Source organism: Mycobacterium gordonae, assembly GCF_002101675.1.
GTDB lineage: Bacteria > Actinomycetota > Actinomycetes > Mycobacteriales > Mycobacteriaceae > Mycobacterium > Mycobacterium gordonae.
In genome coordinates, this window is record NZ_LQOY01000180.1 from 1 (window position 1) to 17,029 (window position 17,029).

General features: G+C 71.1%; 13 protein-coding genes. 3 read left to right on the forward strand and 10 right to left on the reverse strand.

Annotated features, from left to right (window positions below; all coding sequences use genetic code 11):
* Positions 1–5,676, forward strand: a 5,676-nt coding sequence (locus tag AWC08_RS36740; protein ID WP_159460019.1) for a PE family protein, incomplete at its 5' end; no start/stop codon positions are given.
* An 88-nt stretch (positions 5,677–5,764) separates the two neighbouring features.
* Here the strand turns inward: AWC08_RS36740 and AWC08_RS23740 are convergent.
* Entirely contained in the window at positions 5,765–6,178 is a 414-nt protein-coding gene (locus tag AWC08_RS23740) for a DUF3151 domain-containing protein (RefSeq protein ID WP_065133350.1), read from the reverse strand.
* 40 nt (positions 6,179–6,218) lie between these two features.
* Here AWC08_RS23740 and AWC08_RS23745 point away from each other — a divergent pair, with 40 nt between their 5' ends.
* On the forward strand, positions 6,219–7,013 hold the full coding sequence (locus AWC08_RS23745) for an Rv0361 family membrane protein (RefSeq protein ID WP_065133347.1): 795 nt from the start codon (positions 6,219–6,221) through the stop codon (positions 7,011–7,013).
* A 74-nt stretch (positions 7,014–7,087) separates the two neighbouring features.
* On the opposite strand, the gene fbaA is transcribed toward AWC08_RS23745, so the two are convergent.
* Positions 7,088–8,122: a class II fructose-bisphosphate aldolase gene (gene fbaA / locus AWC08_RS23750; protein ID WP_065133346.1), complete on the reverse strand. Its 1,035-nt coding sequence runs from the start codon at positions 8,120–8,122 to the stop codon at positions 7,088–7,090.
* Positions 8,123–8,184: 62 nt separating this feature from the next.
* On the opposite strand from fbaA, the gene AWC08_RS23755 reads away from it, so the two are divergent.
* Positions 8,185–8,859, forward strand: coding sequence for a DedA family protein (locus tag AWC08_RS23755; RefSeq protein WP_065133345.1), 675 nt, complete (start codon positions 8,185–8,187; stop codon positions 8,857–8,859).
* On the opposite strand, the gene AWC08_RS23760 is transcribed toward AWC08_RS23755, so the two are convergent.
* From AWC08_RS23760 to AWC08_RS23795, 8 genes are read right to left on the reverse strand one after another with little or no spacing between them, the layout of a single operon-like run.
* Positions 8,848–9,963, reverse strand: coding sequence for a glycoside hydrolase family 76 protein (locus AWC08_RS23760; RefSeq protein ID WP_065133344.1), 1,116 nt, complete (start codon positions 9,961–9,963; stop codon positions 8,848–8,850). The genes AWC08_RS23755 and AWC08_RS23760 overlap by 12 nt on opposite strands.
* 16 nt (positions 9,964–9,979) lie before the next feature.
* A complete protein-coding gene (locus AWC08_RS23765; protein ID WP_069434582.1) occupies positions 9,980–11,224 on the reverse strand; it encodes a vWA domain-containing protein in 1,245 nt (414 codons plus the stop codon).
* On the reverse strand, positions 11,221–11,883 hold the full coding sequence (locus tag AWC08_RS23770; protein ID WP_069434583.1) for an SRPBCC family protein: 663 nt from the start codon (positions 11,881–11,883) through the stop codon (positions 11,221–11,223). The genes AWC08_RS23765 and AWC08_RS23770 overlap by 4 nt, the downstream gene beginning before the upstream one ends.
* Before the next feature lie 13 nt (positions 11,884–11,896).
* A complete protein-coding gene (locus tag AWC08_RS23775) occupies positions 11,897–12,766 on the reverse strand; it encodes an AAA family ATPase (RefSeq protein ID WP_065133341.1) in 870 nt (289 codons plus the stop codon).
* On the reverse strand, positions 12,763–13,347 hold the full coding sequence (locus AWC08_RS23780) for a nucleotidyltransferase family protein (protein WP_065133340.1): 585 nt from the start codon (positions 13,345–13,347) through the stop codon (positions 12,763–12,765). Before AWC08_RS23780 ends, AWC08_RS23775 begins: the two co-directional genes overlap by 4 nt.
* On the reverse strand, positions 13,344–14,147 hold the full coding sequence (locus AWC08_RS23785; protein WP_082986250.1) for an XdhC family protein: 804 nt from the start codon (positions 14,145–14,147) through the stop codon (positions 13,344–13,346). Before AWC08_RS23785 ends, AWC08_RS23780 begins: the two co-directional genes overlap by 4 nt.
* A gap of 1 nt (position 14,148) precedes the next feature.
* On the reverse strand, positions 14,149–16,548 hold the full coding sequence (locus AWC08_RS23790) for an aerobic carbon-monoxide dehydrogenase large subunit (protein ID WP_069434584.1): 2,400 nt from the start codon (positions 16,546–16,548) through the stop codon (positions 14,149–14,151).
* Positions 16,545–17,027, reverse strand: coding sequence for a (2Fe-2S)-binding protein (locus AWC08_RS23795; protein ID WP_069434585.1), 483 nt, complete (start codon positions 17,025–17,027; stop codon positions 16,545–16,547). The genes AWC08_RS23790 and AWC08_RS23795 overlap by 4 nt, the downstream gene beginning before the upstream one ends.
* Between the last annotated feature and the right edge of the window lie 2 nt (positions 17,028–17,029).

A 17,029-nucleotide genomic window follows, 5' to 3' on the forward strand; every position in this document is an offset into this window, starting at 1 on the left:
GGCACCGGGGGAGCGGGCGGGGCGGGTGGGGCCGGCGCCAACGGTGCTGACGCCCTCTTGGGCACCGCGGCGGTAGGCGGCAGCGGTGCGTCCGGAGGCGCGGGCGGCGCGGGCGGTGCGGGTGGCAGTTCCGGTGCCGGCGGGGTCAACGGCTCCGGTGGCGTCGGCGGCACCGGCGGAGTCGGCGGGATCGGCGGGAGCGGCGGCTCAGGGACGTTGGCCGGCTCGGATGGTGGCGCCGGCGGACAGGGCGGGGCCGGCGGAAGCGCCGGAGCGGGAGGTGCCGCGGGAATCGGCGGCTCCGGCGGCACGGCAGGCAAGGCGGGGACCGGGGGCGGAGGCGGTGCCGGTGGCGATGGCGGCACCGGCAGCAGCGGGTCCAACGCCACCAGCGGATCCGGCGGTGCCGGTGGTAACGGCTTTGCCGGCGGGGCAGGCGGAACCGGCGGACAGGGCGGCGTCAGCTTCACGGGCGGGACGAACGGCTCCGGCGGCGCCGGCGGTAGCGGCGGACTCGGAGGGGCCGGCGGTGCCGGCGCGCACAACCTCACCGCGTTCGGCGGCGTCGGCGGCGACGGCGGCATGGGCGGCTCCGGCGGTGAGGCGGGGGCTGGCGGTCTGGCCGGTACGGGCGGTTCGGGCGGCATCGCCGGTCTTTCCGGTGACGGCGGTGACGGCGGCGCCGGCGGCGCTGGCGGTACCGGTTCCGCAGGCCTCGTTGCAGGCCAGGACGGTTACGCGGGCGGAAAGGGCGGCCTGGGCGGTGCTGCCGGCAGCGCCGACGCCGGTGGCGCCAACGGCAGCGGCGGCAAGGGTGGCCGTGGCGGGGACGGCGGAGCCGGCAGGGCAGCCGCCACCGGGTCCGGCGCTACGGGTGGCGCCGGCGGAGCCGGTGGCATCGGCGGCGACGGCGGCACCGCGGGCTTCGGCACTGGCGCAACAGGCACCGGCGGCGTGGCCGGAACCGGCGGCAACGGCGGCGCCGGTGGGGCCGGCGGCAGTGGGGCGCTCAACACCGGAGGCGGTCAGGGTGGCGCGGGCGGGCAAGGCGGCCAGGGCGGCATGAGCGGCCTCAACACCGACGCAAGCAGCGGTGTCAGCGGCAGCGGCGGTAACGGCGGACAGGGCGGCGCCGGCGGCAACGGCGGCACCGGCACCCTGGGCGTCGGCGGCTCCGGCGGCACCGGCGGCACCGGCGGTGACGCGGGCGCGGGCGGTGTTGCGAATCTCGGCGGTGTCATCGGAAACGCGGGAACGGGCGGTACGGGTGGTGCCGGCGGTTCCGGCGGAAACGGTGCCGCCGCTAGCGGTATCGGCCAGACCGGGTTCGCGGGCGGCCAAGGGGGCTTGGGCGGCAACGGCGGCCTCGCCGACGCCGGCGGCACCAACGGCAGCGGCGGGGCCGGCGGTCGCGGCGGCGCCGGCGGTGCAGGCTCTTCCGCCCCTTCCGGCAGCGGTGCAGTTGGCGGCCAGGGTGGCGCCGGCGGACTCGGCGGTGACGGCGGCAACGCCGGCGGCGGCGCGGGAGCGACCGGCTTCGGCGGCGCGGCCGGAACCGGCGGCAACGGCGGAGCGGGCGGGGCCGGCGGCAGTGGCGCGCTCAACAGCGGCGGTGGTCAGGGCGGGGCCGGTGGTCAGGGCGGCCAAGGCGGCGTCGGCGGTGTCCATACCGGCAGCTTGAGCAGCGCCACCGGCGGCACCGGCGGCAACGGCGGAGCCGGCGGGGCCGGGGGCGCCGGCGGAACGGGCACCTTGGGCACCGCCGGTACAGGTGGGTCCGGCGGTGCGGGCGGCGACGCAGGCGCCGGGGGTGTGGCCAACATCGGCGGCGCGGCGGGCAACGCGGGTACTGGCGGCGACGGCGGGGCGGGCGGGGCAGGCGGCAATGGCGCGGCCGCCACCGGTGTCGGCCAGACCGGCTTTGCGGGCGGCCAAGGCGGGCTCGGCGGCAACGGAGGCCTCGCCGATGTCGGCGGCACCAACGGCAACGGCGGTGTAGGCGGTCGCGGCGGCGACGGCGGCGCCGGCAAGGCCGGGCCAATCGGCAGCGGCGCCGCGGGCAGCAGTGGTGGCGCCGGCGGATTTGGTGGCGACGGCGGCAGCGCCGGCTTTGGTGCCGGGGCTGCCGGTAGTGGCGGCGTGGCCGGCAACGGCGGCAACGGCGGAGCGGGCGGGGCCGGCGGCAGCGGCGCGCTCAACAGCGGAGGCGGTTTCGGCGGCAGCGGCGGGCAGGGTGGCCAGGGCGGCATGGGCGGCGTCAACACTGGTGGATTCAGCAGTGCAGCCAGTGGCACCGGCGGCAACGGCGGCCAAGGCGGTGCCGGCGGTGCAGGTGGAGCGGGCACCGTGACCATCGCCGGCAACGGCGGCACCGGTGGCACCGGCGGCGACGCGGGTGTGGGCGGGGTGGCCAACATCGGCGGCACGGCAGGCAACGCGGGCACTGGCGGCAACGGTGGCGCCGGCGGTGCCGGCGGCACCGGCGCTGCGGGCAGCGGTGCCGGGCAGGCGGGTTACGCGGGCGGTCAAGGTGGTCTGGGCGGCAACGGCGGCGTGGCCGATCTCGGTGGCACCAACGGCAGCGGTGGGGCCGGCGGCCGCGGGGGCGACGGCGGGGCAGGTCGGGCCAATACCCCCGGCAGCAGTGGAATGGGTGGCCAAGGAGGTGCCGGCGGCATCGGTGGCGACGGAGGCAATGCCGGCGGTGGCCCCGGGGCCTCCGGCAACGGCGGCACCGCCGGTGACGGTGGCCACGGCGGAGCCGGCGGTACCGGCGGGAGCGGCGCCGCCAACACCAACGGCGGCGACGGCGGCGCAGGTGGACAAGGCGGCCAAGGTGGAGTCGGCGGCGTCGACACCGGCAGTTCCAGCAGCGCCCGCGGCGGTACCGGCGGCAACGGCGGTTCCGGTGGCGCCGGTGGTGTCGGTGGTACAGGAACCGTGATCGCCGCCGGCAACGGTGGCAACGGCGGCGCGGGTGGCGACGCCGGCGCCGGCGGGGTGGCGAACATCGGCGGGGTGGCAGGCAATGCGGGAACCGGAGGCACCGGTGGCACCGGCGGCGCCGGCGGCAACGGGGCAGCCGCCACTGGTAGCGGTCAATCCGGGATTGCCGGTGGCCAAGGCGGCAACGGCGGCAACGGCGGCAACGCGGACGCCGGGGGCACCAACGGCAGGGGCGGAGCAGGTGGCCGAGGCGGTAGCGGTGGAGCGGGCCAGAGCGGTGTCAACGGAAACTTCACCGACGGCGGCAAAGGTGGAGACGGCGGTTCCGGCGGCGCCGGCGGCGGCGGCGGCACCGCGGGCTTCGGCGCCGGGGCATCCGCCAGCGGCGGCGCGGGCGGCACTGGCGGCGACGGTGGCGCCGGTGGCAAGGGCGGCACCGGCGGAACCAACAGCGTGGGCGGTAACGGCGGCGGCGGAGGCGCCGGCGGGTCCGGCGGCGTGGGTGGCACTGACACCGGCGGGTTCAGTAGTGCAATCAGTGGCACCGGGGGTAACGGTGGTGCCGGCGGCACTGGCGGCACCGGCGGTGCCGGCTCCAATAGCGACGGCGGATGGGCCGGCAGCGGCGGTGCCGGTGGCGACGCAGGCGGTGGCGGCGCAGCCAACGTCGGGGGCACCACCGGCAATGCGGGCATCGGCGGGAACGGGGGTGCCGGCGGCACCGGCGGTGCGGGCGCCGGCGGCATTTCTCTGGGCCAGGCCGGCTTCACCGGTGGTCAGGGCGGGCTCGGCGGCTTCGGCGGAAGCGCCGGGGCCGGCGGGACGAACGGCAACGGCGGTGCGGGTGGACGTGGTGGAGACGGCGGAGCCGGCGTCATCGGGTTCTCGGGTCCGTCGTCGCCCGGTGGTACCGGAGGTGGTGGTGGAGCCGGTGGAGCCGGCGGTGACGGTGGGGGTGCCGGTTTCGGCTCCGGCGCGTCCGGCAGTGGCGGTGTGGGCGGAACCGGCGGCAACGGCGGGGCGGGTGCTGCCGGCGGCAACGGTGCTGCCGACCTCAGCGGCGGCCAGGGTGGCGCGGGCGGTCAAGGTGGCCAAGGCGGCATCGGCGGGCTGAACACCGACTTCACCGGCGGCGCCCCCAGCGGTAAGGGCGGCAACGGCGGGGTGGGCGGTGCAGGGGGCATCGGCGGTCAGGGCACGGTCGGCACCGCTGGGACAGGCGGCAATGGCGGTGATGGCGGCCGGGCCGGGGACGGCGGCATCGCGAATGGTGCCGGAGCGGCCGGTAGTGCTGGCATCGGTGGTGACGGCGGCACCGGCGGCCGAGGCGGTGACGGTTCCACGTTGCCCGGTACCGGCCAGAACGGCTTCGACGGCGGACAAGGCGGCGTGGGCGGCCGAGGCGGTGATGCCGGCGTCGGAGGCACGAACGGTGACGGCGGCGCCGGCGGTCGCGGCGGCAACGGCGGCGATGGGTCCGCGGGAGCTGCAAACGCGAAGGCAGGCCCGGGCCAGAGCGGCGGTAACGGGGGACTGGGTGGAAACGGCGGAGACGGCGGCGCGGCGGGCAGCGGCAGCGGTGCCGCCGGCAACGGCGGGGCCGCCGGCCGTGGGGGTGACGGGGGCGACGGCGGCAGCGGCGGTACCGGCGGCGTCGGTGCCGATGGCGGCCAAGGCGGCCAGGGCGGCCAGGGCGGCCTGGGCGGCACAGCCGGTGCGAACTCCTTCGGAGTCAACGGCGTCGGCGGCACCGGCGGCGACGGTGGTGCGGGCGGCGCCGGCGGCACGGGCGGGAAGGGATTCCTCAGCGCCGGCGGCAACGGCGGAACCGGCGGCACCGGCGGCAATGCGGGGTCCGGCGGCCTACCGGGTTTGGGCGGCACCTTCGGTAACTCCGGCGTCGGCGGCACCGGCGGAGCCGGCGGGGTCGGTGGTGACGGCGGTGGTGGCATCCCTGCCACTCCCGATGGCTTCGACGGTGGACTCGGCGGTCAAGGCGGGTCCGGCGGCAACAGCGGCAGCGGCGGCAGAAACGGTGACGGTGGGGTCGGCGGCAAGGGGGGCAACGGAGGATTCGGCGCTTCGCCCTTGCCTGTTCCCTCAGGGCCGGGCAATCCGGGCGGTAACGGCGGTAACGGAGGTAACGGAGGTAACGGCGGTCTCGCCGGGATCGGCATCGGAGCGGCAGGTAAGGGCGGCGCGGCTGGCGACGGTGGTACGGGCGGCGCTGGCGGACAAGGCGGCACCGGTGCGACAGGCGACGGCGGCATCGGCGGCACCGGCGGCAGCGGCGGACAAGGTGGCCAGGGCGCCGCAGCCGTGGGCAATAACGCCAATGGGGGTGCGGGCGGTAATGGTGGCGACGGCGGAATCGGTGGCGCCGGCGGTAAAGCCGGTATCAGCATCAACAACGGAGGAGCCGGCGGTCTGGGCGGCAACGGCGGGACTGGGGGCACCGGCGGCGCACCCACCGGTAGCGGCACCGGCGGCACCGGCGGCGAAGGGGGCGACGGAGCCGACGGGGGCCAGGGCGGCGGCGCCGCCGGCATCACCGCCTTCGCCGGCGACGGCGGTGACGGTGGTGACGGAGGTGATGGCGGCACCGGGTTCGGATCGCCCGGTGGCGCGGGTGGCGGCGCGGGTGACGGCGGACTCGGCGGCATCGGCACCGCCGGCGCCGCCGACGGCAATCCGGGTGAACCAGGTCAACCGGGGAGCTCCGGCCCCTGACCCGCTCTTGGGCGGGGGGGTCTGAGTTCAGCCATGCGCCGATGAGCGCTCAGGACGCCCCGCCTGAACACACCGATTCAGCAGGCTCCTAGAACCCCAGCACCGCCCGTGCCGCCGGGTCACAGTCGTCGAGCAGATCCAGGCAGCGGTTGTATTCGTCGGTCTCCCCGATGGCATCCGCGGCATGGGCCAGTGCCGCCACGCACCGCAGAAATCCTTGGTTGGGCTCGTGGGCGTAGGGCACCGGGCCGAAGCCGCGCCAGCCGTTGCGGCGCAACTGGTCCAGCCCCCGGTGGTAGCCGGTGCGGGCATAGGCGTACGCCGTGATCGCCCTGTCGTCGGCCAGCGCTTCCTCGGCCAGGGCCGCCCAGGCCACCGAGGCCGACGGATGGGCGGCGGCGACGATCCCCGGCTTCTCGCCGGCCAGCAGCTCGGTTTCGGCCTCGCTGTCGCCGGGCAGCAGAATTGGATCAGGTCCCAGGAGGTCACCGGAGGGCGTCATGGCGCCCATTCTGCCAATGGGGCTCGGTTAAGCTGCACCCATGCCCAACGCACCGGAGTTCGACCGCGACGGCACAAAAACCAGCGGCGAGCGCGACGCCGACGCCACCGAGGCCCAGCCGCTGATCACCGGCGACTCGGAGACCGAGACCCAGGTGATTGCCACCCGCCACCCTGACGAGAGTTCCGAGGCGACGCACGTCGAGCCCGAGCGGCGCTTCACCGCACCCGGGTTCGACGCGAAAGAAACGCAGGTGATCGCCACCTCCCAGGACGCGGCCACCGAAGCCTTCCAGACCCGTCCCGCCCCGGGCAGTCCCCCTCCGCCGCCGCTGCCGCCAAAAACCGCTGTGCCTCAAGCAATTCCACCTCGGGGCGGAGCGAAGCCAGGCGCCAAGCAGCGCAACTGGGGCTGGGTGCTGGCCGTGGTCGTGATCGTCCTGGCCCTGGCGGCCATCGCGATCTTCGGCACCGTCCTGCTCACCCGAAGCAAGCACGCGAAGGTCTCTCAAGAGGACCAGGTGAAGCAGACCATCCAGAACTTCGACATCGCGGTCCAGCGCGGCGACCTGACCGCGTTGCGCACCATCACCTGCGGCACCACCCGCGACGGCTATGTGGAGTACGACGAAAAGGCATGGTCAGAGACCTATCAGCGGGTGTCGGCGGCCAAGCAATACCCGGTGATCGCCAGCATCGACCAGGTCGTCGTCAACGGTCAGCACGCCGAGGCCAACATCACCACGTTCATGGCCTATGACCCGCAGACCCGCTCTACCCGCAGCCTGGACCTGCAGTACCGCGACGACCAGTGGAAGATCTGCCAGTCCAACTAGCCCGCGCGAGCAGACGCAAAAGCCCCCTTTTCGACCAGAAAAAGGGGGCTTTTGCGTCTGCTCGGCTCGGGAAATCAGCCGGCGAGGGACTTGCCGGCGCAGTGCAGGTCGTTGCAGGCCTCGATGACACGCTCGGTCATGCCGGCTTCGGCCTTCTTGAGGTAGCTGCGCGGGTCGTAGACCTTCTTGTTGCCCACTTCGCCGTCGATCTTGAGCACGCCGTCGTAGTTGGAGAACATGTGCGCCGCGATCGGCCGGGTGAACGCGTACTGGGTGTCGGTGTCGACGTTCATCTTCACCACGCCGTAGCGCAGCGCCTCCTCGATCTCGGACTTCGCCGAGCCCGAGCCGCCGTGGAAGACGAAGTCGAACGGCTTGGCGTCATCGCCCAGGCCCAGCTTCGCTGCCGCCACCTTTTGGCCCTGAGCCAGGATGTCGGGACGCAGCTTGACGTTGCCCGGCTTGTAGACGCCGTGGACGTTGCCGAACGTCGCGGCCAGCAGGTAGTGGCCGTGCTCGCCGTGGCCCAGTGCCTCGATCGTCTTCTCGAAGTCCTCGGGAGTGGTGTACAGCTTGTCGTTGATCTCGTTGGCGACGCCGTCCTCTTCGCCGCCCACCACGCCGATCTCGATCTCCAGGACGATCTTGGCGGCCGCGGCCTGCTTGAGCAGCTCCTGGGCGATCTGCAGGTTCTCGTCGATCGGGACCGCCGAGCCGTCCCACATGTGCGACTGGAACAAAGGATCGCGACCCGCACGCACCCGTTCTGAAGAGATCGCCAGCAGGGGGCGCACGTAAGTGTCCAGCTTGTCCTTGGGGCAGTGGTCGGTGTGCAACGCCACGTTGATCGGGTACTTGGCGGCGATGATGTGGGTGAACTCGGCCAGCGCGACGGCACCGGTCACCATGTCCTTGACGCCGAGGCCGGAGCCGAATTCCGCGCCGCCGGTCGAGAACTGGATGATGCCATCGCTGCCGGCGTCGGCAAAGCCCTTGATAGCGGCGTTGACGGTCTCTGACGAGGTGCAGTTGATGGCCGGGAACGCGTACGCATTCTCCTTGGCACGTCCCAACATCTCGGCGTAGATCTCGGGCGTTGCGATAGGCATGGAGGACTCCTTGGACGGAACGTGGTCAGCTCAGTATTGCAACGCCGGTATGTTGAAGCACCATGAGCACCGTGTCAGCGTCGGGCAGCATCCTCGACCCGATGTTCTGGATCGGCCCCGAGGGTTTGTTCGCCTCCGCGGTGCTGCCGACCATCCTGGTCATCGTCTTCGTCGAGACGGGATTGCTGTTCCCGCTGCTGCCCGGCGAATCGTTGCTGTTCACCGGCGGTTTGCTGGCCGCCAAGGGGACACTGGACATCTGGATTCTCGCGCCCTCGGTCGCTCTGGTCGCCATCCTCGGCGACCAGACCGGGTACTTCATCGGCCGGCGCATCGGCCCGGCGCTGTTCAAGAAGGAAGACTCCCGGTTCTTCAAGAAGCACTACGTGACCGAGTCACACGCGTTCTTCGAGAAGTACGGGTCGTGGGCGATCATCCTGGCCAGGTTCATGCCGTTCGTGCGCACGTTCACGCCGGTGATCGCCGGTGTCTCTTACATGCGCTATCCGGTGTATCTCGCGTTCGACATCGTCGGCGGTGTGTTGTGGGGCGGCGGCGTGACGGTGGCCGGTTACTTCCTGGGCACGGTGCCGTTCGTCAACCAGAACCTGGAAAAGATCATCCTGGGCATCCTGTTCGTGTCGATGATCCCGGCGTTCATCGCGGCGTTCCGGGGGTACCGGTCCCGCCGCAACGCGGCGAAGGAAGCTGCCGAAGAACTCCCGCTATCCGACTGACTTGACCATCGCGACGTTGTGGGCGGCCTCCATCAGCATCCAGCCCGACAGCTGCACCGACAGGTCCCGCTCAGGGATTGAAGAACTGTTCACCGCGCCCTCGACGAACTGCGCCTGCTGACCGGCGGCCGTCGGTATCTCGGCGTCGCGGTCCCAGAACGCGCCGAACACGGGTAGGCCGTCCACCGTCTGGCGGTAATCCCACGCCGACTTCGCCGACGACAGCACGATCTCGCGGGCGGTGTCGCGGGCGGCCCGGTCCTCGGGGGAATCGCCCGGCAGATCGGTGGCGACCAACCCAAGGTAGCGGGCGGTGATGCCGCCGAACAGACCGCCGTCTCCGCCGCCGGCGCTCTTGAGGACACCGCGGGGGGCCATGTGTTCCTTGACGGCCGCGACCAGGCGGTGCACCCGGGGCCGGTGCCGGTCGTCATGGGTGCGCTTGGCGAGCTCGACTTCGAGGCCGAGCACCACGCCCTGGCAGTAGGTGTACTGCGCACGCACCAGCGAGCCGTCCCTGATGCCGTCGAGCACCAGCTTGGTGTCGGGGTCGATCAGGGTTTCGTCGATCCAGTCGGCCATCTGCTGGGCGCGCCGCAGATGCCCCTCGTAACGGGCCAAGAAGATGCCCGCCGGACCGTTGCCCGGGGCGTTGAAGAACTGGTCCTGCTTGCGCCAGGGGATGCCGCCGCCGTCCTCGGGCACCCAGGCGTCGACGAACTGCTTGGCCAGGGTGTGCAGGGCGCGGCTGCGCTCGACGCCGACCAGGCGCGCGGCGCGTTCCAGGGCCAGCGCCAGCCACGCCATGTCGTCGTAATAGCTGTTGGTCCAGCGCAGGGTGTTACGCAGCCGATGCGAGCGGATCTGCCGGTTGATCCGGGTGCGGCGCTCCGGTTGCGGGTCCCGCAGCTGTGCGTCGATCAGGCAGTCCAGCAGGTGGGCCTGCCACCAGTAGTGCCAGGTGCCGAACATGCGGTCTTTGCGGTCCGACGGCCAGGCGACCACTCCCAGCTGGGTGCCGGGCAATCCCCAGAGCCGGCGCAGGTTGCGTTGCGTGACGGCGGTTTCGGAGGTGGCGGCCCGGTTCGCCCATACCTGATCCATACCTGCCGATCCTGCCCTACGGGCTGCGGCGGCGGGAGGGCGCGCTGTCTAGCTGCCGACCAGAGACCAGCTGCGCAGGATCCGCCAGCAGCACCAGGAAACGGTGCAGAGCGGTCAGTGTGTTCCCGGGCAGGAACAGGTCGCAGAACGGCAGCGCCGCGGCCATCGAACCGGTCAGCGGTTGGTAATCGCGTTGTGCTGCACGGGGATTGAGCCATACCAACCGGTGAGCGCGGCGGCGCAGCCGGATCAGGGCGCGTTCGAGGACCTCGGGCGGATCGCTGTCCCAACCGTCGGAGGCGATGATCACGACGGCGCCGCGCAGCGCGTTGCCGTGCGCCGGCGCCAATAGAGCATTGATGCTGCGACCGATGAACGTGCCGCCGTAGCGGTCGGTCACCCGGGCGTTGGCCCGCTCCAGTGCCGCCTCGGTGGACCGGTGCGACAGCACGGTGGTCAGGCGGGTCAGCGACGTCGAGAACGCGAAGACCTCGGGCCGGATGCCCGTCTGTCGCGCCATCACCGCCCGCATCAGATGCAGGTAGACCGTCGCGAAGGGCTGCATCGACCGGCTGACATCGCAGACCAGCACCACCCGCCGCGGTCGCCGGCGGGGCCGGGTCCGCGCGAGCGTGAAGGTCTCCCATCCGGTGGTGCGCGAGGCGCTGATGGTCGCCCGTAGGTCGATGCGCTTGCCGTGCGGGCTTAGCTGCGACCGGAGGCTGCGCCTGGCGGGCCAACGGGGCAGCGATTCCCGCAGCCAGTCACCGAGCAGCCGCAAGTCGTCGGGGTCGAACTGGTCGAACGGTTCGTCGGCCAGGGCGGTGATGCGACTCGGCGCGAACTCGGGCAACCGGACGGCGGCGTCACCGTCGGAGTCACCGGCGACTCCGGTGGCCCAGGGCAGGGTCTGAGTCCCGGCGGTGGATCGGCTGGTGCCGCGGTGCACGATCCCGGCCGCCGGAGTGCGAGGTCCCGGCAGCGGCAGCGAGGGGCTGTCCCGCCCGTCGGGCGCTCCGGCGCCGAAGACGGCCGCGAACACCGCGTCGAAGGTCCTCAGTTCGTCCATGCGACTGACCAGACTCAACCGCGCGGCCCAGTACAGGGACGACCGGTCACGGGGCGCCAGGTGCTGCAATGCCTGCACGAAAGTCGTTTGGCCGCTTGCCGATACCGATACTCCGGCACTGCGCAGCCGGTCCACCAGGGCGGCCGCGAACGCCGCCAGGTCGACACCGCGCAGCAGAACCGCGGTGCTCACTCGCGGGCACGCCGCCGCAGCAACCAGATCAGGGCCAGCACGGCGAGCACCGCGGCCGCCACCGCGCCGTACTTCTTGATCTGATCACCGCCGGCGAGTTCGAGCAGATCGATGGGCTCGGGCTCGGGTGCCTGACGGGTCCCCGGGACGGGGTTGACCGGCCACGCCGGGATCGGCTCTTCGCCATTGGTGGACGCCGGGACCTCGGCGGCGCCGCTGGTCGCCAATTCGGCCTCCAGTGACTCCACGAACTGGCCCAACAGCTTCTCCGAAACCTGCTGCAGCATGCCGCTGCCGAACTGCGCCAGCTTGCCCACGATCTTCAGGTCGGTGTCGACGGTGACATTGGTGCGCTCGCCCGCTGCCTGCAGCTGCGCGGTCACGGTGGCCGCTGCATTACCGGTGCCGCGGGCCTCTTTGCCCTTGGCGTCGAAGACAGCGCGGTGCTGGTCGCGGTTCTGCTCGATGAAGTGCACCTTGCCGGTGAACTCGCTGGTGACCGGGCCTACCTTGACCTTGACCTTGCCCAGATAGTCCTCGCCCTCGTGACCGACAAGTTGCGCCCCGGGCATCAACGGGATCACCCGCTCCAGATCGCAGAGCAGGTCCCATGCCTCTTCGATGGGCGCGCTGACGGTGAACTGGTTGGCGATCTTCATCGTGACAGTCCTTTCATGTTCGGCTGTATTCCACTAACGCATCGCGGATCGCAGTGCGATCCTCGGGTGTCTTGGCCAGCGCACCCAGGCTGATCAACGCCGACTCGTCGACCAGATCGGCGACCCGCAGCGCTACCAAGGCCGCGACCCAGTCGATGGTCTCGGCCAGCCCCGGCGGCTTGTCCAGATCGAGTGCTCTTGCCGCGCTGACGAATTGGGTGGCATGCTCGATCAGCGGCGCGGTGGCGCCCGGTACGGTGCGGCGCACGATGGCGGCGGCCCGGGCCGGTGCCGGGTAGTCGATCCAGTGGTAGAGGCAGCGCCGCCGCAGGGCGTCGTGCAGGTCACGGCTGCGGTTGGAGGTGAGCACCGCGATCGGCGGCTGCGCGGCGACGAACGTACCCAGTTCGGGCACGGTGACCGCGGCCTCGCCCAGAAACTCCAGCAGCAGCGCCTCGAATTCGTCGTCAGCGCGGTCGATTTCGTCGATCAGCAGCACCGGCGGCACCGGCCCACGGTGGCGCACACACTGCAGGATAGGCCGGTCGACCAGGTATGCCTCGGTGTAGAGCTCGTCTGCTGTCATGCCGGCGCCGCTGGCCTCGGCGAGCCGGATCGACAGCAGTTGCCGCTGGTAGTTCCAGTCGTAGAGCGCCTCGCTCGCGGTCAGACCTTCATAGCACTGCAGCCGGATCAACTGCGTATTCAGTACCTTGGCAAGGGTTTTGGCCGCGGTGGTCTTGCCGACGCCGGGCTCACCTTCCAGCAGCAGCGGCCTGCCCAGCTGCATCGCCAGGTAGATCGCCGACGCGGTGCCGGTGTCCAGCAGGTAGTCATTCTCGTCGAACAGCCGGGCCACGTCGCCGGGGCTGCGCAGCGTCATGGCACGGTCGCCAGCAGTCGTTGGTAGTCCTCCCAGGTGTCCACATCGAGCGGTACGGGACGCTCGACGCGCAATTCGCCCACCGGGTGACGGCCCGACTCGATCAGCTTCCAGACGCCCTTGTCGCCGTGCAGGCGCGACAGTTCCCCGAACATGTTGCGGCTGAACCAGAATGGATGTCCTATACCGTCGGTGTAGTGGCATACCATGATGTCGGCGCCTCCGGCTCCGATGCGCTGCACGTCGGCCGGATCGATGCCTGGCTGGTCACCGAGCATCAGCACGACTCCCGATGAGTGCGGGTGCACCGCCTCCAGCGCCACCCTCAGCGACGCCGAACAGCCCGCGCCGAAGTCGTCGACGGTGACCACGTCGAACCCGTCCAGCGACACCTGCCCGCGTACTGCCTGCGCCGCGCCCCCCAGGGTGACGATCAGCTGATCCAAACCAGCGGCGCGGGCGGCGTCCAGAGTCGCCCCCAACACCGTGGTTTCGCGATAGGGCAGAACCTGTTTCGGCTGACCCAGCCGCCGGGATGCGCCCGCCGCCAGCACCACACCGGTGACACGCGAATCGCTCACCCGACGTCCTCACCGGCATGCGCGTGGCAACCGTGATGACCATGCTCCGCCGGCTGCGGAACCCGTAGCGCCGGCTCAGCCCGCCTCAGGCTCCCCTCCCGCAGCGCCGCGATGAGTTCTGCGGCGATGGCCACGGCGATCTCCGGGGGTGTCTTGGCGCCGATCGCGACTCCGACCGGGGTGTGGATGCGGGACCGCTCTTCGTCGGTGAGTTCGAGCCCGGCGAGGATCGACGCGCCGCGCACCTTGCTGGCCACCAGCCCGATGTAGCCGACACCGTGATCGAGTGCGGCGCGGATGACCTCGGCCTCCGGGCCGCCGTGGCTGGCGATCACCACGGCGCTGGTGTCGGTCAGGTCGCCCTCGCACCCGCCGTCTCCGCGCGTCTCGTAGCCGAGCACCCCGCACAGTTGCGTCAGCGCCTCGGCGATGGGCGTCTCGCCGTAGATTCGGATCAGCGGTGCAGGCAGTTGCGGCGTCAGAAAGATCTCCAGCGATCCGCCGGACAGGCACGGGTTGACCACCACGCAGGCGCCGGGCGCCTCGGGGAAATGGACGTCGCCGTCCGGCAACACCCGCAACAGCACACTCTCACCGGCCTGCAGCACCCCCAGCGCCGCCTTGCGGACCGAGTTCTGCGCGCACTGGCCGCCGACGAAGCCCTCAATAGTGCCGTCCGGCAGCAGGATTGCCTCGTCGCCCGCGCGCGCCGAGGTGGGTTGCTCGGCACGCACCACCGTCGCGTGCACGAAGGGCTTGCGCGACGCCCTGAGTTGTTGTGCCCGTTCGCTAATGCTCATGCTAGATCGGCGGCCTGGCCCGGCCCTGCATGGCCTCCCACACCCGCGACGGAGTCAGCGGCATGTCAGCATGCCGAACGCCGAACGGCGCCAACGCATCCACCACAGCGTTCACCACCGCAGGCGGTGACCCGACGGTGGCCGATTCGCCGATACCCTTGGCGCCGATCGGGTGATGCGGCGACGGCGTCACCGTGAAGCCGGTCTCCAGATGTGGCACCTCCAGCGCGGTGGGGATCAGGTAGTCCATCAGCGAGCCGCCCAGACAATTGCCGTCCTCGTCGAAGGCGATCATCTCCATCAGCGCCATCCCGATGCCGTCCACGATCCCGCCGTGCACCTGCCCCTCGATGATCATCGGGTTGATCCGGGTGCCACAGTCGTCGACGGCGAGGAAGCGCCGCACCTTGACGACGGCTGTTCCGGGATCGATGTCCACCACACAGAAGTACGCGCCGTAGGGATAGGTCAGGTTCGACGGGTTGTAGCAGATCTGCGCGTCCAGACCCCCCTCGAGACCTTCGGGCAGATCACCGGCGCCGTGCGCCCGCATCGCGATGTCCTGGATCGTCACCGCCGCGGTCGGGTCACCCTTGACGTGGAATTTGCCCTTCTCCCACTCCAGGTCGGCCACCGAGACCTCCAGCATGCCGGAGGCGATGATCTTGGCCTTATCGCGGACCTTGCGGGCCACCAGCGCGGCCGCCGCCCCTGACACCGGGGTCGACCGGCTGCCGTAGGTTCCCAACCCGAACGGGGTCTGGTCGGTGTCGCCGTGCACCACGTCGATGTCCTCGGGCGGAATGCCGAGCTCCTCGGCCACGATCTGGGCGAAGGTCGTCTCGTGCCCCTGGCCCTGGGTCTGCACCGAAAGCCGCACCACGGCTTTACCGGTCGGGTGCACACGCAGCTCGCAGCCGTCGGCCATGCCGAGACCGAGGATGTCCATATCCTTGCGCGGCCCGGCGCCCACGGCCTCGGTGAAGAAGGACATGCCGATGCCCATCAGCTCGCCCCGCTCCCGCTTGGCGGCCTGCTCGGCCCGCAATGCGTCATAGCCGATCATGTCCATGGCCTTGCGCAAAGTCGTCTCGTAGTCACCGGAGTCGTAGACCCAGCCGGTCTTGCTGGTGTACGGAAACTGGTCGGGCCGCAACAGGTTTCGCAGCCTGAGCTCGGCCGGGTCCATCTTCAGGTCGAAGGCCAGGCAATCCACCAGCCGCTCGACCAGATACACCGCCTCGGTGATGCGGAAGGAACAGGCATACGCCACCCCGCCGGGCGCCTTGTTGGTGTAGACCGCGGTCATGTGGCAGTAAGCGGCCTCGAGGTCGTAGCTGCCGGTGAACACCCCGAAGAACCCGGCCGGGTATTTCACCGGCGCCGCGGTGCCGTTGAACGCGCCGTGGTCGGCCAGCACGTGGGTGCGGATCGCCAGGATCTTGCCGTCGCCCGTGGCGGCGATCTCACCGACCATGACGTAGTCGCGGGCGAACCCGGTCGAGGTCAGGTTCTCGCTGCGGTCCTCCATCCACTTCACCGGCTTGCCCAGCACCAGCGAGGCGACGATCGCGCACACGTAGCCCGGGTAAATCGGAACCTTGTTGCCGAACCCGCCCCCGATATCGGGCGAGATCACCTGGATCTTGTGCTCGGGCAGGCCGGCGACCAACGCATACAGCGTGCGGTGCGCGTGCGGGGCCTGGCTGGTGGACCACAACGTCAGCTTTCCGGTCACCGGGTCCAGATCGGCCACCGCGCCGCAGGTTTCCATCGGCGCCGGGTGTACCCGGGGATAGACGATCTCCTGCTTCACCACCACGTCGGCCTTGGCGAACGCGGCGTCGGTGGCCGCGGCGTCGCCGGTTTCCCAGTCGAAGCAGTGATTGTCGGTCTTGCCGTCGAGGTCGGTACGGATCACCGGGGCCGACGGATCGAGCGCCTTGCGGACGTCGACGACCGGGTCCAGCGGGTCGTACTCCACGTCGATGAGTTCCAGCGCGTCGCGGGCCGAGTACCGGTCCTCGGCGACGACGAAAGCCACCTCCTGGCCCTGGAAGCGGACCTTGTCGGTGGCCAGGACCGCCTGTACGTCGTTGGACAACGTCGGCATCCAGGCCAGCCCCTTGGCCGCCAGGTCGGCGCCGGTGATCACCGCCTTGACCTTCGGATGTGCCTGCGCGGCAGTCACATCGATGCTGACAATGTTGGCGTGCGCGAACGGCGAGCGCAGGATCGCCAGGTGCAGCATGCCGGGCAGCACGACGTCGTCCACGTAGCGCCCCCGGCCCCGGATGAACCGGGGATCTTCCTTGCGCAGCATCCGGCCGTAGCCGCAGGGCTTCTGGTCGTTGTCCGCGGTGTCTTCGGGTGAAGGAGGCCGCGATTCGATCGTCGTCATGATGTGGTCGCCTCGGTCTGGGAGTGCTCGGCGGCCCATTGGATGGACCGCACGATCGTCGTGTATCCGGTACAGCGGCAGATCTGCCCGGAGATCGCTTCCCGAATGGTCTCCTCGTCGGGATCGGGGTTGCGGTCCAGCAGTGCGCGGGCGGTGATCATCATCCCCGGTGTGCAGAAACCACACTGAAGTCCGTGGCAGCGCATGAACCCTTCCTGCACCGGGTCCAGGGTGCCGTCCGGCCCGGCCAGCCCCTCCACCGTGCGCACGCTGTGCCCGGACGCCATGACGGCCAGCATGGTGCACGACTTGACCGGCACGCCGTCGACGTCGACCACGCACGTTCCGCAGTTGCTGGTGTCACAACCCCAGTGGGTTCCGGTGAGCCGCAACTGATCTCGCAGGAAGTGCACCAGCAGCATGCGGGGCTCCACGTCGGCGCTGACCGGTTCGCCGTTGACGGTCATGTTCACCTGCACGA

Coding starts and splice junctions, on each gene's coding strand:
- AWC08_RS23775 (WP_065133341.1), bottom strand. CDS start 12,766: ATGACGCTGCGCAGCCCCGGCGACGTGGCCCGGCTGTTCGACGAGAAT.
- AWC08_RS23755 (WP_065133345.1), top strand. CDS start 8,185: ATGAGCACCGTGTCAGCGTCGGGCAGCATCCTCGACCCGATGTTCTGG.
- AWC08_RS23760 (WP_065133344.1), bottom strand. CDS start 9,963: ATGGATCAGGTATGGGCGAACCGGGCCGCCACCTCCGAAACCGCCGTC.
- AWC08_RS23770 (WP_069434583.1), bottom strand. CDS start 11,883: ATGAAGATCGCCAACCAGTTCACCGTCAGCGCGCCCATCGAAGAGGCA.
- AWC08_RS23745 (WP_065133347.1), top strand. CDS start 6,219: ATGCCCAACGCACCGGAGTTCGACCGCGACGGCACAAAAACCAGCGGC.
- AWC08_RS23740 (WP_065133350.1), bottom strand. CDS start 6,178: ATGACGCCCTCCGGTGACCTCCTGGGACCTGATCCAATTCTGCTGCCC.
- AWC08_RS23790 (WP_069434584.1), bottom strand. CDS start 16,548: ATGACGACGATCGAATCGCGGCCTCCTTCACCCGAAGACACCGCGGAC.
- fbaA (WP_065133346.1), bottom strand. CDS start 8,122: ATGCCTATCGCAACGCCCGAGATCTACGCCGAGATGTTGGGACGTGCC.
- AWC08_RS23785 (WP_082986250.1), bottom strand. CDS start 14,147: ATGAGCATTAGCGAACGGGCACAACAACTCAGGGCGTCGCGCAAGCCC.